Source organism: Mucilaginibacter flavus (assembly GCF_030409315.1).
Classification (GTDB): Bacteria; Bacteroidota; Bacteroidia; order Sphingobacteriales; family Sphingobacteriaceae; genus Mucilaginibacter; species Mucilaginibacter flavus.
Genome location: NZ_JAUFPS010000002.1, coordinates 26,359 through 39,031, shown reverse-complemented (window position 1 = coordinate 39,031; position 12,673 = coordinate 26,359). Strand labels below are relative to the sequence as shown.

Sequence of the window (12,673 nt, the reverse complement as noted above, 5' to 3'; positions counted from 1 at the left end):
GTCAGTTAACAGCTTAATTATTAAGCCGGTTCAATTTAGTGAATTGTAATTGAAATAACTAAATCGGGCTAACGTTTTACACATGCATTTAAATTTTGTATTTTGAACTGCTAACTATTACTATGAAAATTATAACCTGTTGCCTTTTGTCACTATTGATCGCGTCTGCTTGCTTTGCGCAAAATTTTTCTTACAACCAGGGAGGGGTGAAAACGCCGGGCTATTACGAGGAGATCCCTTTTGAAAACGTAAACGGCCGGATATTTATCTATCCCGAAATAGCGGGCAAAAAGCATAAGTTTATTTTTGATACTGGGTCGCCAACTAATATCAGCAAAGCGCTTGCTAAAGAACTTAACCTGCCTGTAATTAACAAAAGTTCGGTGGGGGATACAAATGGTCAAAGAGATTCTGTGGCCACTGTAAAACTCCCGGAGATTAAGTTGGGCAACCTGGTGTTTACCGATATCCCATCCGGAACGTTGGAATCGCTATTATATAAATGCTGGGAGGTTGATGGTGTTATTGGCAGTAATATGCTTCGCGGTTCTATTGTGCAGGTGGCCAGCGACAGGCATGTGCTTATCATTACCGACCAGCCTGATAAGCTGAAGTTAGATCCCAAGCATAGTGTGCCGTTAAAAGCATCTGCAGGACAAAGTGACCCTACCATCACCGTAAAGCTGAATAATAAGGTAAACCTGTACCTGGAGTTTGATTCGGGCGATAACGCTTTTATGCGCATGTCTGAAGATGTAATGAACCAATTAACTAAATACAACGCGTATGAAGTACTGGCAAAGGGCTACGGCGCCAATCAGTTTGGAGTGTTGGGCTTACAACAAAATGCAGAAAAATACCTCATCAAAATCCCCGAGATGAAAATGGGTGTCGTTACGTTTGATAACGTGATAAACACCACGAATAGGGTAAGCAATCCTGCCATTGGCAGTAAGCTGTTTGATTATGGCACCGTCACGCTCGATTTTATCCGTGGCAGGTTTTATTTTGATGCCAATGATAAGGTTATTGACCTTAACGCCAGGCAATGGTCATTTGAGCCGGCGGTTGTTGGCGATAAACTGGTAGTTGGTGTAGTATTTGAAAAGGCGAAGGACCTGATAAAGCCCGGACAGCAAATTTTGGCTATAGATGATAAGGATTTTTCGAAAGTAGATTTTTGCGATATGCTGAATAACGGCAGGTATATACTTGGTGCCAAAGAATCTGCTACTTTTACTATCAAAGATGAGCAGGGGAATGTGAAGAAGATTGAGTTTAAGAGGGAGTAGGACCGGGTTGTTTTTTTATTATACTTTAAAAATGTATAAATTTGTGATATGACAACACTTACAATCGAAATTTCTGAAAAAGCGGGAAAAACTCTTGCCGATCTTGTTGAGCAGTTGGGAGGTAAAGTCATTGCGGTTAAACAAGATAAGAAACAAAATAAAGAATTAAAGAAAGAACAGGTTCTTAGTGATTTAGAAAATTCTGTACATTTTGTTAAAAAGCACCTGGAAGGTAAAGTGAAAGCGCAAACATTGGAGCAGCTTTTAGATGAGCTTTAAAATTTTACCAACGCCGCCATTTGCAAAAGAACTTAAAAAACTGGCCAAGAAATATCCCTCAATAAGAACCGATCTGACAAATCTTGCAGTCGACTTGACGTCTAATCCTCATTTAGGAACTGCTTTGGGGAACGACTGTTATAAAATAAGGTTGGCAATCTCTTCTAAAAATAGGGGTAAATCTGGTGGGGGAAGGGTTATTACCTTCGTTCAGATTGTTAATGAAGCTATTTACCTGTTAGCGATATATGATAAGGCTGATTTGAGTAATATAAGCGATCAGGAATTATTGAGCCGATTGAAAGGTTTATCGTCCTGATATTTGATTCTCTTTCGCAATAGGGATGGCAGCGAATACAGGCCCGTGGTTAATGCCTGTGTAGTATAAGCGTACAGCCCGGGCCGCAGGCATTGCCCTTAAACTAATTACAATTGTTTATTAATCATTTCGGCAAATCCCTCGTAATCATCAATATTCATTAAAATGGTGCTAACCATTTTGCTTTTGCCATAAAGCTTATCAACCTGTACAGGGCTTTTAAAAGTGATGAGCAGGTTCCCGCTGCTTTTTATAATACCTCCTTTAAAATAATCCTCGTCTGAATGGTAGTCGTTAATAATTTTACTTACCGAATTAATGTTGGTTACATCAACTATTGCCCTCCAGCGTAGGCCTGTGCGTAATAACAGGGTGGTTTGGTTGATCTCTATTTTTCTTTTTAGTACTGCGGATAAATCGGCAATCAGGAAAATAAAGCCGTAAAGGGTAAGCCCGGTAATGATCATAGCGGCTATATAACTCCATTTTAGCAGCAGAAGGTGAAACGCGAATGTTTCTACCATAATAGCGACAAGCAAAATGCACCATATGGCCACATAACCAAAATCCTGATGAGTAGTAAACGAGCGGCTTTGGGCCAGTGCGGGTTGTTCTTTGTTCCAGCAGAAAAGGCCATATTTTAAAACAGCCAATTCAGAAGCTATGATTTTTACACCTAACGAATCGCCCATGGTGTTGGCCATGGCCAGGCGCAGGTTGTAAATTGGATCGGGGAGGAGCGCTTTTTGGGTTTGGTAGGCTAACCGGAGTGTGTTGATTTTGGTAAATGCATAAATAATAAACAACAGTTCGGCAAGTGCCGATAATTTCCTAACCTGCAATATATAAGCCTTTTGTTGTGCAGGAAGTATAAGGTAGGCTATAATTGAGCAGATACTTACCACAAACAACAACTGCCTTGCCGAGGCCTTTGATGGACGAATAATAATGAAATAATATAGCGCGGGAAAAGTGACTATACAATCGCCCAGTAACCCATCGGCCACTTTGCTTCTTATGCTTGATGCTACGGTGTGCAATAATATCCAGCCACCGCAAAAAATTAAAATGGCGATGATGCTGATTGAAATTTTGTTTCGGGTAAGTGAGGGTGCAGGTGTCATATATTATTTGTGCAGATGTAAAATTTTCGCCATCAAAACCGGTAAACGCGCGCTATTTGATACCGGGTATTTTGGAGTGGGTAAATTTATCTTAATGCCGGGCAAAATGCAATTAGCCTCTTTGTTTTTAGATAAATTTAAACCAATTAGTCCCCAGCAAGATAGCCCGAAACCGCGGATTAAAACAATAGTATAAAATTTATAAAAAAATAACTCACTAACTATTTGATTATTACTGTAAAGTTTCTATCTTTGCCGTCCCTTTCGGGGGGAATAATATGTCTTGAACGAAGCCCTACTGCTTCGATGGACACAAACAAATTAAAGAAATGTCAGGAATTATTGGTAAAAAAGTAGGAATGACCAGCATTTTCGACGAAACAGGGAAGAACATTCCTTGTACCGTAATCGAAGCTGGCCCTTGCGTGGTAACACAAGTTAAGTCTGTAGATACAGACGGATATGCTGCTGTACAGCTGGCATATGGCGACAAAAAGGAAAAAAACACTTCTGGTCCGTTAAAAGGACACTTCCAAAAAGCCGGTACTACTCCAAAGCGTAAGCTTGTTGAATTCAAAACTTTCGTAGACGAAAAATCATTAGGTGACACTGTTACTGTTGATATCTTCGCGGCGGGAGATTTTGTTGATGTAGTTGGTACTTCAAAAGGTAAAGGATTTCAGGGTGTGGTAAAACGTCACGGTTTTGGTGGTGTGGGTATGCAAACTCACGGTCAGCACAATCGTTTACGTGCGCCAGGTTCTTTGGGTGCGTCATCATGGCCATCGCGTGTATTTAAAGGCATGCGCATGGCAGGTCAAACCGGTAACGTTCGTGTAAAAACACAGAACTTACAAGTGGTTAAGGTTTACGCTGAGCAAAACCTTTTGGTTGTTAAAGGTTCCATACCAGGAGCTAAAGGTTCAATCGTAATAGTGGACAAATAAGATGGAAGTAAACGTATTAAACGTATCAGGTAAAGAAACAGGTGCCAAGGTGCAACTTCCTGAGTCAGTATTCGGTATTGAACCAAACGATCACGCGATCTATCTTGATGTTAAGCAGTTTTTAGCTAACCAACGTCAAGGTACACACAAATCAAAACAGCGTAACGAGATTGCAGGTTCAACCCGCAAATTATATAAACAAAAAGGTACAGGTGGTGCCCGTGCAGGTAGCGTTAAATCTCCATTATTTAATGGTGGTGGTCGCGTTTTCGGTCCGCAACCACGCGATTACAGCTTCAAATTAAACAAGAAGTTAAAATCACTGGCCCGTAAATCGGCTTTATCATACAAAGCAAAGGATAACAACATTTTAGTATTGGAAGATTTTAATTTTGATACCATCAAAACTAAAAACTACATTAAAATGGAGGCTGATCTGAATGTTACTAATGACAAAACATTATTAGTAGTAGCAGGTGCCGAAAACAACAATGTGTATTTATCAAGCAGAAACCTGAAGAAAACTAAAGTAATTTCAGTTGAGCAGCTAAACACTTATGATGTGTTAAACGCTGGTAAACTGTTATTAACTACAGGCGCTGTAAAAACTTTGGAGGAAGCATTAGCTTAAGTAATTATGGAAATTTTAAAGAAACCCCTACTTACTGAAAAAGTAACTCAATTAACAGAGAAACTTAACCGTTATGCTTTCAAAGTTGATCACAGAGCTAACAAAATTCAGATTAAAGGTGCCATTGAGGCGATGTATGGTGTAAACGTTAAGGCGGTAAACACCATGAAATATGTCGGCAAACTTAAAACTCGCAACACTAAGGCAGGTGCCGTACAAGGCCGCATTGCTACTTACAAAAAAGCGATCATTACGTTAAACGCCGGTGAAGTAATTGATTTTTACAGCAATATATAATTAAGAGATGGCAGTAAAGAGATTTAAACCGGTTACCCCGGGTACCCGTTTCAGAGTTGATGTATCTAACTCAGATATCACAACAAACGTTCCTGAAAAGTCGTTGGTTGTAGCATCTAACAAAAGATCGGGCGGTCGTAACAACAGCGGTAAAATGACTATGCGCTATTTAGGTGGTGGTCATAAACAAGCATACAGGCTTGTTGATTTTAAACGTAATAAATTTGATATCCCTGCAAAAGTTGCAACTATTGAGTATGATCCAAACAGATCTGCACGTATAGCCCTGTTACATTTTGCTGATGGTGAAAAACGATATATGATAGCACCGGAAGGTTTAACTGTTGGTACAGTTATCGTATCTGGCGAAACAGCAGCTCCGGAAGTTGGTAATACTTTACCATTAAAAAACATTCCGTTGGGTTCTATCATCCACAACATTGAGTTAAACCCAGGTCAGGGCGGTGTTATCGCCCGAAGCGCAGGTACTTATGCCCAGCTTTCGGCACGTGATGGCAAATACGCTATCATCAAATTGCCTTCAGGCGAAACCCGTATGATTTTGTCAACTTGCTTGGCAACTATCGGTACCGTTTCAAATGGCGAAAGAGCAAACGCGGTATTAGGTAAAGCAGGTCGCAAACGTTGGTTAGGCCGCAGGCCGCGCGTTCGTGGTGTAGCCATGAACCCGGTAGATCACCCTATGGGTGGTGGTGAGGGTAGAGCCTCAGGTGGTCATCCACGTTCACGTAAAGGTTTGTTAGCTAAAGGCTACAAAACTCGTGATAAGAAAAAAGGGTCGGATCGTTATATCATTGAAAGAAGGAAAAAATAATGGCACGTTCAATTAAAAAAGGACCTTATATTGATCATAACCTGGAAAGAAAAGTTCTTACCTTGAATGAATCAAGCAAAAAATCAGTTGTAAAAACATGGTCACGTCGTTCCATGATCTCTCCTGATTTCGTTGGTCACACATTCGCAGTACACAACGGTAACAAGTTTATCCCTGTGTATGTAACAGAAAACATGGTTGGTCACAAGTTGGGAGAATTTGCTCCAACCCGTACATTCCGCGGTCACGCAGAAAAGAAAAAATAAGGCATGGAAGCAACAACTAAAATCAAAAAGTCTGTACTGATCAGACAGCAAAAAGAAGCTGCAAAAGCCATTGTTGGTGGCGCTTCAGTTGCTAAACTACAGGATTGCCCAACTTCACCACGCAAAATGCGTTTGGTAGTTGACCTGATCCGTGGCGAAAACGTTGAGAAAGCGTTAGCTATACTGAAATTTACAAATAAAGAAGCTGCTATACGTGTTGAGAAACTTTTGTTATCAGCAATCAAAAACTGGGAAGCTAAAAACGAAGGCAAACGTGTTGAAGAAGCAGGTTTATTTGTAAAAGAAGTTTCAGTAGGTGGTGGCCGTCAGCTTAAAAGGTTACGTCCTGCTCCGCAAGGAAGAGGATACCGTATCCGTAAGCGCTCAAACCACGTAACACTTATTGTGGATAGTAAAAACGAAAACAATTAATTTGAAATGGGACAGAAAGCACATCCAATAGGTAACAGATTAGGAATCATCAGAGGTTGGGATTCTAATTGGTTCGGTGGCAATCACTATGCCGACAAATTAGTTGAAGACGAAAAAATCCGCAAATATCTTTCAGCTCGTATCGCTAAAGGCGGCGTATCAAAAGTAGTTATCGAACGTACTTTAAAACGCATCACTGTAACTATCCACACTGCCCGTCCGGGTATTGTGATTGGTAAAGGCGGTGCCGAGGTTGATAAGATCAAAGAAGAGTTGAAAAAACTTACCAAAAAAGAGGTTCAGATCAACATCTTTGAAATTAAACGCCCTGAGCTTGATGCACAATTAGTTGCAGAAGGTATCGCAAAACAATTAGAAGCACGTATCTCTTTCCGTCGTGCCATGAAAACTACTATCGCATCAACCATGAGAATGGGTGCTGAAGGTATCAAGATCATGACATCTGGCAGGTTAGGCGGTGCCGAGATGGCACGTAGCGAACAATATAAAGAAGGTAGAATTCCTTTGCACACTTTCCGTGCCGATATTGACTACGCTTTGGCAGAAGCATTAACTACTTATGGTAAAATAGGTGTTAAAGTTTGGATCTGTAAAGGCGAAGTTTACGGAAAACGCGATTTATCTCCAAACATTGGCGGTACAAGCAGCAGCAGCGGTAAAGGTGGCAGGCCAGAAGGCGCATCAGCAGGTTTCGGTGGCCGCGACAATGCTCGTGGTGGCGAACGTGGCGGTGAGCGCAGAGGCGACAGGAAACCAGGTGGTGACCGCAGAGGTGGCCCGGGTGCAGGTGGCAACAATGGTCCTCGTGGTGGTGGTAACAACCGTCCGGGTGGTCAAGGTGGCAGCCGTCCAGGTGGTCAAGGCGGTAACCGTCCAGGCGGTCCGGGAAAGAGATAATAATTAAAGTAGAAGACAAATATCGTAACGATATAAAAGCTTAAGAAAATGCTACAGCCAAAAAGAACGAAGTTCAGAAAGATGCAAAAAGGCAGGATGAAAGGTTTAGCCACCCGTGGTGCTGAACTTTCATTCGGATCTTTCGGTGTAAAATCACTCGAATCGGCATGGATCACCAGCCGTCAGATCGAGGCTGCACGTATCGCTGTAACACGTTTTATGAAACGTGAAGGCCAGGTGTGGATCAGGATATTCCCTGATAAGCCTGTAACCAAAAAACCAGCAGAGGTACGTATGGGTAAAGGTAAAGGTGCTCCTGAGTACTGGGTAGCGGTAGTACGCCCCGGAAGGATCATCTTCGAAGCCGAAGGAGTACCTTTGGAAGTTGCTAAAGAGGCCTTACGCCTTGCAGCTCAAAAACTTCCAGTACAAACAAGATTTATAGTACGTAGGGATTACGTAGAGGCATAAATAATTGTTCGGAGTAGTTGAAAGGTTGTAATGTTTAAAGGTTGAGAAACCAGATTGATTTAACAACCACCCCCAAAGGGAACTTTTTAACATTTCAACTTTCCAACTTTACAACGAATAAAATAATAAGAAAATGAAAAACTCAGAAATTTTGGAGCTATCAACCGAAGAGTTGAATGCGAAATTAAGCGAGGAAAGGTCAACCCTAACCAAACTGAAATTTGCACACGCAGTTTCGGCTATTGAGAATCCATCCCGTATAACAAAGGTACGCAAGGGAATTGCTCAGTTAAATACTGAAATAACAAAACGCAAAGCGGCGTCGGCTTCTGAAAAGAATTAATTTTTTAAGCATTCAGAAAAATGGAAAGAAATTTAAGAAAAACACGTACCGGCCTGGTAGTTAGCAATAAGATGGAAAAATCTATCGTAGTTGCTGTTGAGCGTAAAGTGAAACACCCTATCTACGGTAAATTCGTGAAAAAGACCACAAAATTCATGGCTCATGATGAGACTAATACTTGTGGCATTGGCGATACCGTATTGATTATGGAAACCCGCCCGCTGAGCAAGAGCAAAAACTGGAGATTAGTTCAAATTTTAGAAAGGGCTAAATAAGATGGTACAACAGGAATCAAGATTAAACGTAGCCGATAACAGTGGCGCTAAACAAGTTTTAGTGATCCGTGTTTTGGGTGGTACCGGTAAAAGGTACGCATCTATCGGCGATAAGATAGTAGTAACCGTAAAAAGCGCTTTACCTTCAGGTAACGTTAAAAAAGGTACTGTATCTAAAGCCGTAGTAGTACGCACCAAAAAAGAGATCCGCAGAAAAGATGGTTCATACATCCGTTTCGACGATAACGCAGCAGTTTTGTTAAATAACCAGGATGAGCCAAGAGGTACCCGTATCTTTGGCCCGGTTGCAAGAGAGCTACGTGAGAAACAATTTATGAAAATTGTATCATTAGCACCGGAGGTATTGTAATCATGGAAAAGAAAAAAATTGCAACACCAGGCAAATTAAAAATTCGCAAAGGCGACCTGGTAAAAGTTATAGCCGGCGATTCAAAAGGATCACAAGGTAAAATTGTTGAGGTATTAGTTGACAGGAACAGGGCTGTTGTTGAAGGTGCCAACTTGGTATCAAAACACACAAAACCTAATGCTGCTAACCCTAACGGTGGAATTGTAAAACAGGAAGCTGCTATACACATTTCAAACCTGGCATTGGTTGATCCTAAAACAGGAGCTACTACCCGTGTTGGCCGTAAGAAAAACGATGCCGGTAAATTAGTAAGGGTATCTAAAAAATCAGGGGAGGAAATCAAGTAATGTCTTACATACCAAGATTAAAAACAAAATACAAGGACGAGATTCGCACCGCGCTGAAAGATAAATTTCAGTACAAAAGCGTAATGCAAGTTCCTAAATTGGAAAAAATTGCCATTAACCAGGGCGTTGGCGGTGCTACTACCGATAAAAAATTGATCGAGAACACCATCACTGAGTTAACAACCATCACTGGTCAGCAGGCAGTATCTTCAAAATCTAAAAAAGATATCTCAAACTTCAAATTGCGTAAAAATATGCCGGTAGGCGTACGTGTTACCTTGCGTGACAACACAATGTACGAGTTTTTGGATCGTTTAATTGCTGTTGCCCTGCCACGTATACGTGACTTTAAAGGCATCAACGACAAAGGTTTTGATGGCCGCGGTAACTATACATTAGGTATTACAGAGCAAATTATATTCCCTGAGATAAATATTGACAAAATCAATAAAATTCAAGGTATGGATATTACCTTTGTAACCTCCGCAACAAACGATGTTGAAGCATTGGAGTTGTTGAAACAATTTGGATTACCATTTAAAAATCAAAATAGCAATGGCTAAAGAAGGTGTAAAAGCACGTGAAGTAAAGCGCGCTAAATTGGTTGCTAAATACGCAGAGAAAAGAGCAGCCCTTAAAGAAGCCGGCGATTACGTAGGCTTAGATAAATTACCTAAGGCTTCATCACCGGTAAAATTACACAACCGTTGTAAATTAACCGGCCGCCCACGTGGTTACATGCGTCAGTTTGGTATTTCACGTGTTACATTCCGTGAAATGGCTCTTGATGGCAAAATCCCGGGAGTAAAAAAAGCAAGCTGGTAATTATTTCAGTAGCAAGTATATAGTATCAAGTAGCAAGACATATGAATTGCAAAAGGTACTGAAGAGTTAGAGTAGTTAGCGTCAAAAACAAGATAAAATCTTGATACTTGATACTAACTACTTGATACTATAAAAGAGAATTAACCGATGGAAGGTCGCCCCGGATGTTACGGGAAGGAAACCACTATCATAACACAATAAAATGAATACAGATCCAATCGCAGATTATCTTACAAGAGTAAGGAATGCTATTAAAGCCAACCATAGGGTTGTTGAAATTCCTGCATCAAATCTGAAAAAGGAAATCACTAAGGTGCTTTTCGACAAAGGTTACATTGCCAATTACAAGTTTGAAGATGGTACAGTACAAGGCACTATTAAAGTGGCTTTAAAATACCACCCTATAACTAAAATTTCTGCTATCCGTAGCATTACGCGCATCAGTAAACCAGGTTTGAGGAAATACGCAGGCATGGAAAAAATGCCAAGAGTATTGAATGGTTTAGGTATCGCCATCCTGTCAACTTCTAAAGGCGTTATGTCTGATAAAGAAGCTCGTCAGCAAAATGTTGGTGGTGAGGTTTTATGCTACGTTTATTAATAGGAGAAATTAAGCAATGTCAAGAGTAGGAAAAGCACCGATAGCAATGCCGGCAGGAGTAACCGTTACCGTATCAGCAGATAATGTTGTTACAGTAAAAGGTCCTAAAGGTCAATTGCAGCAAGCGGTTGATAGCGATATCACCATTGCACAGGAAGACGGTCAGTTACTGGTTCAACGCCCGTCTGATCAAAAACGTCATAAAGCATTACATGGTTTATACCGTGCGCTTTTAAATAACATGGTAGTAGGTGTAACAGAAGGTTACAAAGTACAGCAAGAATTAGTTGGTGTAGGTTACCGTGCTACCAATACAGGTAATACATTAGATTTAGTGTTGGGTTACTCTCACCACTATGTATTTGAATTGCCAACAGAAATTAAAGTTACAACCACTGCTGATAAGGGTAAAAACCCAACTATCATACTTGAATCAATTGACAAACAGTTAATTGGCCAGGTAGCTGCAAAAATACGCTCATTACGTACTCCAGAGCCTTACAAAGGTAAAGGTATTAAGTTTGTAGGCGAGATATTGAGAAGAAAAGCAGGTAAATCAGCATCTAAAAAATAATCGTCATGGGAGCTAAATTATCAAGAAGAGACAGGATTAAAAAAGGCATTAGAAAACGCCTTTCAGGATCAGCAGAGCGTCCTCGCCTGTCAGTATTTAGGAGCAATAAAGGTATTTACGCGCAGATCATTGACGATTTAACCGGTAAAACTATCGTATCAGCATCATCTTTATCAAAAGATTTTGTAGCAGCAGACGGTACTAAGTCTGATCAATCAGTAGCCGTAGGCAAACTGGTAGCTCAGAAAGCTATCGCAGCTGGTATCAAAGATGTGGTTTTCGACAGGAACGGTTATTTGTACCATGGTCGTGTTAAGTCACTGGCCGAAGGTGCACGTGAAGGTGGTTTAAACTTTTAATCGAAAAGAGAAATGTCAACAATCAACATAAAAAGAGTAAAAACAAGCGAAATCGAATTAAAAGATCGCTTGGTAAGCATACAGCGTGTTGCCAAAGTAACCAAAGGTGGCCGTACATTCAGCTTTTCTGCCATTGTGGTAGTAGGTGACGAAAACGGCGTTGTAGGTTACGGTTTAGGTAAAGCAAAAGAGGTAACTGAAGCAATTGCTAAAGGTATCGATGATGCTAAAAAGAACTTGGTTAAAGTTCCTATTATCAACAACACTATCCCTCACGAGCAAATTGGTAAATTTAGCGGTGGTTTTGTTTTCTTAAAACCAGCAGCAAACGGTACCGGTGTTATCGCGGGTGGTGCAATGCGTGCAGTATTAGAGTCTGCAGGTATTCACAACGTGTTAGCAAAATCAAAAGGTTCATCAAACCCGCACAACGTGGTTAAAGCAACTGTATCTGCATTGGCGCAAATGCGCGATGCCAATACTGTAGCACAGCAGCGTGGCGTTAGTTTAAGTAAAGTATTTAACGGATAATCAGTCATGGCCAAAATCAAAATAACACAGATTAAGAGCGTGATCGACAGAAGTGAGCGCCAAAAAAAGACTATCGAAGCATTAGGCTTGCGTAAAATTAACCACAGTGTGGAAGTTGAGGCAACTGCAGCTATTATAGGTATGGTTAGAAAAGTTAACCACCTGGTAGCGGTAGAAAATATTTAATATCATGAATTTAAGTAATTTAAAACCTGCAGAAGGTTCTACTAAAAATAGAAAAAGAATTGGCCGTGGTACAGGTTCTGGCCGTGGCGGTACTTCAACCCGTGGCCATAAAGGCGCCGGTTCACGTTCTGGTACAAGCACCAAGGTTGGTTTTGAAGGCGGACAAATGCCTTTACAGCGTCGTGTGCCTAAGGTAGGGTTTAAAAACCCTAACCGTGTGGAGTATACCGGCGTTAACCTTGATGTATTGCAAGAGTTAATTGAGAAATACACACTTACCAAAGTTGATTTCGCTACTTTAAAAGAACACGGCTTGGCTTCACGTAATGACCTGGTTAAAATCCTTGGTCGTGGCGAATTGAAAGCTAAAGTTGAAGTTGAGGCACATGCATTTACTGCTACAGCTCAAAAAGCTATTGAAGCAGCTGGTGGTACCATAGTTAAGCTATAA

At 40.9% G+C, this 12,673-nt stretch carries 24 protein-coding genes; 23 read left to right on the top strand and 1 reads right to left on the bottom strand.

What is annotated here, in order from left to right:
- Positions 1-146: 146 nt before the first annotated feature.
- The 3 genes from QWZ17_RS00685 to QWZ17_RS00675 are packed head-to-tail and all read left to right on the top strand — an operon-like array spanning position 147 to position 1,890.
- Positions 147-1,292: a retropepsin-like aspartic protease gene (locus tag QWZ17_RS00685; protein ID WP_290302889.1), complete on the top strand. Its 1,146-nt coding sequence runs from the start codon at positions 147-149 to the stop codon at positions 1,290-1,292.
- A 48-nt stretch (positions 1,293-1,340) separates the two neighbouring features.
- Positions 1,341-1,571, top strand: a complete 231-nt coding sequence (locus tag QWZ17_RS00680; RefSeq protein WP_290302888.1) for a hypothetical protein — start codon at positions 1,341-1,343, stop codon at positions 1,569-1,571.
- Positions 1,561-1,890, top strand: a complete 330-nt coding sequence (locus QWZ17_RS00675; RefSeq protein WP_290302887.1) for a type II toxin-antitoxin system RelE/ParE family toxin — start codon at positions 1,561-1,563, stop codon at positions 1,888-1,890. The genes QWZ17_RS00680 and QWZ17_RS00675 overlap by 11 nt, the downstream gene beginning before the upstream one ends.
- A 107-nt stretch (positions 1,891-1,997) precedes the next feature.
- Here QWZ17_RS00675 and QWZ17_RS00670 read toward each other — a convergent pair whose 3' ends face one another.
- Positions 1,998-3,014 carry a hypothetical protein gene (locus tag QWZ17_RS00670; RefSeq protein ID WP_290302886.1) on the bottom strand — a complete coding sequence of 339 codons (1,017 nt, stop codon included), beginning with the start codon at positions 3,012-3,014 and terminating at the stop codon, positions 1,998-2,000.
- Between the two features lie 329 nt (positions 3,015-3,343).
- On the opposite strand from QWZ17_RS00670, the gene rplC reads away from it, so the two are divergent.
- The 20 genes from rplC to rplO all read left to right on the top strand — a co-directional run bounded on the left by rplC (position 3,344) and on the right by rplO (position 12,673).
- Positions 3,344-3,961 (top strand): 50S ribosomal protein L3, encoded by a 618-nt coding sequence (gene rplC / locus QWZ17_RS00665; RefSeq protein WP_290302885.1) that lies wholly within the window; start codon positions 3,344-3,346, stop codon positions 3,959-3,961.
- Position 3,962: 1 nt separating this feature from the next.
- Complete coding sequence (gene rplD / locus QWZ17_RS00660) at positions 3,963-4,592, top strand: 50S ribosomal protein L4 (protein ID WP_290302884.1); 630 nt, start codon at positions 3,963-3,965, stop codon at positions 4,590-4,592.
- 6 nt (positions 4,593-4,598) lie between these two features.
- Positions 4,599-4,889 carry a 50S ribosomal protein L23 gene (gene rplW / locus QWZ17_RS00655; RefSeq protein ID WP_290302881.1) on the top strand — a complete coding sequence of 97 codons (291 nt, stop codon included), beginning with the start codon at positions 4,599-4,601 and terminating at the stop codon, positions 4,887-4,889.
- Between the two features lie 7 nt (positions 4,890-4,896).
- The gene (gene rplB / locus QWZ17_RS00650) at positions 4,897-5,724 is read left to right on the top strand and encodes a 50S ribosomal protein L2 (RefSeq protein WP_290302879.1); all 828 of its coding nucleotides are present in this window, start codon (positions 4,897-4,899) and stop codon (positions 5,722-5,724) included.
- A complete protein-coding gene (gene rpsS, locus QWZ17_RS00645) occupies positions 5,724-5,990 on the top strand; it encodes a 30S ribosomal protein S19 (protein WP_076377419.1) in 267 nt (88 codons plus the stop codon). Before rplB ends, rpsS begins: the two co-directional genes overlap by 1 nt.
- Before the next feature lie 3 nt (positions 5,991-5,993).
- Entirely contained in the window at positions 5,994-6,422 is a 429-nt protein-coding gene (gene rplV / locus QWZ17_RS00640; RefSeq protein ID WP_290302876.1) for a 50S ribosomal protein L22, read from the top strand.
- Positions 6,423-6,428: 6 nt separating this feature from the next.
- On the top strand, positions 6,429-7,340 hold the full coding sequence (gene rpsC, locus QWZ17_RS00635) for a 30S ribosomal protein S3 (protein ID WP_290302874.1): 912 nt from the start codon (positions 6,429-6,431) through the stop codon (positions 7,338-7,340).
- Between the two features lie 48 nt (positions 7,341-7,388).
- The gene (gene rplP / locus QWZ17_RS00630; RefSeq protein ID WP_259097359.1) at positions 7,389-7,811 is read left to right on the top strand and encodes a 50S ribosomal protein L16; all 423 of its coding nucleotides are present in this window, start codon (positions 7,389-7,391) and stop codon (positions 7,809-7,811) included.
- Between the two features lie 133 nt (positions 7,812-7,944).
- Complete coding sequence (gene rpmC / locus QWZ17_RS00625; RefSeq protein WP_290302872.1) at positions 7,945-8,154, top strand: 50S ribosomal protein L29; 210 nt, start codon at positions 7,945-7,947, stop codon at positions 8,152-8,154.
- Between the two features lie 20 nt (positions 8,155-8,174).
- On the top strand, positions 8,175-8,429 hold the full coding sequence (rpsQ, locus tag QWZ17_RS00620) for a 30S ribosomal protein S17 (RefSeq protein WP_008506277.1): 255 nt from the start codon (positions 8,175-8,177) through the stop codon (positions 8,427-8,429).
- A 1-nt stretch (position 8,430) separates the two neighbouring features.
- Positions 8,431-8,799, top strand: coding sequence for a 50S ribosomal protein L14 (rplN, locus tag QWZ17_RS00615; RefSeq protein ID WP_290302869.1), 369 nt, complete (start codon positions 8,431-8,433; stop codon positions 8,797-8,799).
- Positions 8,800-8,801: 2 nt separating this feature from the next.
- Positions 8,802-9,146, top strand: coding sequence for a 50S ribosomal protein L24 (gene rplX, locus QWZ17_RS00610; protein ID WP_290302868.1), 345 nt, complete (start codon positions 8,802-8,804; stop codon positions 9,144-9,146).
- Complete coding sequence (gene rplE / locus QWZ17_RS00605; RefSeq protein ID WP_290302867.1) at positions 9,146-9,709, top strand: 50S ribosomal protein L5; 564 nt, start codon at positions 9,146-9,148, stop codon at positions 9,707-9,709. The genes rplX and rplE overlap by 1 nt, the downstream gene beginning before the upstream one ends.
- On the top strand, positions 9,702-9,971 hold the full coding sequence (gene rpsN, locus QWZ17_RS00600) for a 30S ribosomal protein S14 (RefSeq protein WP_090643411.1): 270 nt from the start codon (positions 9,702-9,704) through the stop codon (positions 9,969-9,971). The genes rplE and rpsN overlap by 8 nt, the downstream gene beginning before the upstream one ends.
- A gap of 202 nt (positions 9,972-10,173) precedes the next feature.
- Entirely contained in the window at positions 10,174-10,572 is a 399-nt protein-coding gene (gene rpsH / locus QWZ17_RS00595) for a 30S ribosomal protein S8 (protein ID WP_290302866.1), read from the top strand.
- A 16-nt stretch (positions 10,573-10,588) separates the two neighbouring features.
- Entirely contained in the window at positions 10,589-11,146 is a 558-nt protein-coding gene (gene rplF, locus QWZ17_RS00590; protein ID WP_290302865.1) for a 50S ribosomal protein L6, read from the top strand.
- Positions 11,147-11,151: 5 nt separating this feature from the next.
- Positions 11,152-11,505 carry a 50S ribosomal protein L18 gene (rplR, locus tag QWZ17_RS00585; protein ID WP_290302864.1) on the top strand — a complete coding sequence of 118 codons (354 nt, stop codon included), beginning with the start codon at positions 11,152-11,154 and terminating at the stop codon, positions 11,503-11,505.
- A gap of 12 nt (positions 11,506-11,517) precedes the next feature.
- Positions 11,518-12,036 (top strand): 30S ribosomal protein S5, encoded by a 519-nt coding sequence (rpsE, locus tag QWZ17_RS00580; RefSeq protein ID WP_290302863.1) that lies wholly within the window; start codon positions 11,518-11,520, stop codon positions 12,034-12,036.
- A gap of 6 nt (positions 12,037-12,042) precedes the next feature.
- Complete coding sequence (gene rpmD, locus QWZ17_RS00575) at positions 12,043-12,222, top strand: 50S ribosomal protein L30 (RefSeq protein WP_090643431.1); 180 nt, start codon at positions 12,043-12,045, stop codon at positions 12,220-12,222.
- Between the two features lie 4 nt (positions 12,223-12,226).
- Positions 12,227-12,673 (top strand): 50S ribosomal protein L15, encoded by a 447-nt coding sequence (rplO, locus tag QWZ17_RS00570; protein WP_259097372.1) that lies wholly within the window; start codon positions 12,227-12,229, stop codon positions 12,671-12,673.

Coding starts and splice junctions, on each gene's coding strand:
- QWZ17_RS00680 (WP_290302888.1), top strand. CDS start 1,341: ATGACAACACTTACAATCGAAATTTCTGAAAAAGCGGGAAAAACTCTT.
- QWZ17_RS00675 (WP_290302887.1), top strand. CDS start 1,561: ATGAGCTTTAAAATTTTACCAACGCCGCCATTTGCAAAAGAACTTAAA.
- QWZ17_RS00670 (WP_290302886.1), bottom strand. CDS start 3,014: ATGACACCTGCACCCTCACTTACCCGAAACAAAATTTCAATCAGCATC.
- rplC (WP_290302885.1), top strand. CDS start 3,344: ATGTCAGGAATTATTGGTAAAAAAGTAGGAATGACCAGCATTTTCGAC.
- rplD (WP_290302884.1), top strand. CDS start 3,963: ATGGAAGTAAACGTATTAAACGTATCAGGTAAAGAAACAGGTGCCAAG.
- rplW (WP_290302881.1), top strand. CDS start 4,599: ATGGAAATTTTAAAGAAACCCCTACTTACTGAAAAAGTAACTCAATTA.
- rplB (WP_290302879.1), top strand. CDS start 4,897: ATGGCAGTAAAGAGATTTAAACCGGTTACCCCGGGTACCCGTTTCAGA.
- rpsS (WP_076377419.1), top strand. CDS start 5,724: ATGGCACGTTCAATTAAAAAAGGACCTTATATTGATCATAACCTGGAA.
- rplV (WP_290302876.1), top strand. CDS start 5,994: ATGGAAGCAACAACTAAAATCAAAAAGTCTGTACTGATCAGACAGCAA.
- rpsC (WP_290302874.1), top strand. CDS start 6,429: ATGGGACAGAAAGCACATCCAATAGGTAACAGATTAGGAATCATCAGA.
- rplP (WP_259097359.1), top strand. CDS start 7,389: ATGCTACAGCCAAAAAGAACGAAGTTCAGAAAGATGCAAAAAGGCAGG.
- rpmC (WP_290302872.1), top strand. CDS start 7,945: ATGAAAAACTCAGAAATTTTGGAGCTATCAACCGAAGAGTTGAATGCG.
- rpsQ (WP_008506277.1), top strand. CDS start 8,175: ATGGAAAGAAATTTAAGAAAAACACGTACCGGCCTGGTAGTTAGCAAT.
- rplN (WP_290302869.1), top strand. CDS start 8,431: ATGGTACAACAGGAATCAAGATTAAACGTAGCCGATAACAGTGGCGCT.
- rplX (WP_290302868.1), top strand. CDS start 8,802: ATGGAAAAGAAAAAAATTGCAACACCAGGCAAATTAAAAATTCGCAAA.
- rplE (WP_290302867.1), top strand. CDS start 9,146: ATGTCTTACATACCAAGATTAAAAACAAAATACAAGGACGAGATTCGC.
- rpsN (WP_090643411.1), top strand. CDS start 9,702: ATGGCTAAAGAAGGTGTAAAAGCACGTGAAGTAAAGCGCGCTAAATTG.
- rpsH (WP_290302866.1), top strand. CDS start 10,174: ATGAATACAGATCCAATCGCAGATTATCTTACAAGAGTAAGGAATGCT.
- rplF (WP_290302865.1), top strand. CDS start 10,589: ATGTCAAGAGTAGGAAAAGCACCGATAGCAATGCCGGCAGGAGTAACC.
- rplR (WP_290302864.1), top strand. CDS start 11,152: ATGGGAGCTAAATTATCAAGAAGAGACAGGATTAAAAAAGGCATTAGA.
- rpsE (WP_290302863.1), top strand. CDS start 11,518: ATGTCAACAATCAACATAAAAAGAGTAAAAACAAGCGAAATCGAATTA.
- rpmD (WP_090643431.1), top strand. CDS start 12,043: ATGGCCAAAATCAAAATAACACAGATTAAGAGCGTGATCGACAGAAGT.
- rplO (WP_259097372.1), top strand. CDS start 12,227: ATGAATTTAAGTAATTTAAAACCTGCAGAAGGTTCTACTAAAAATAGA.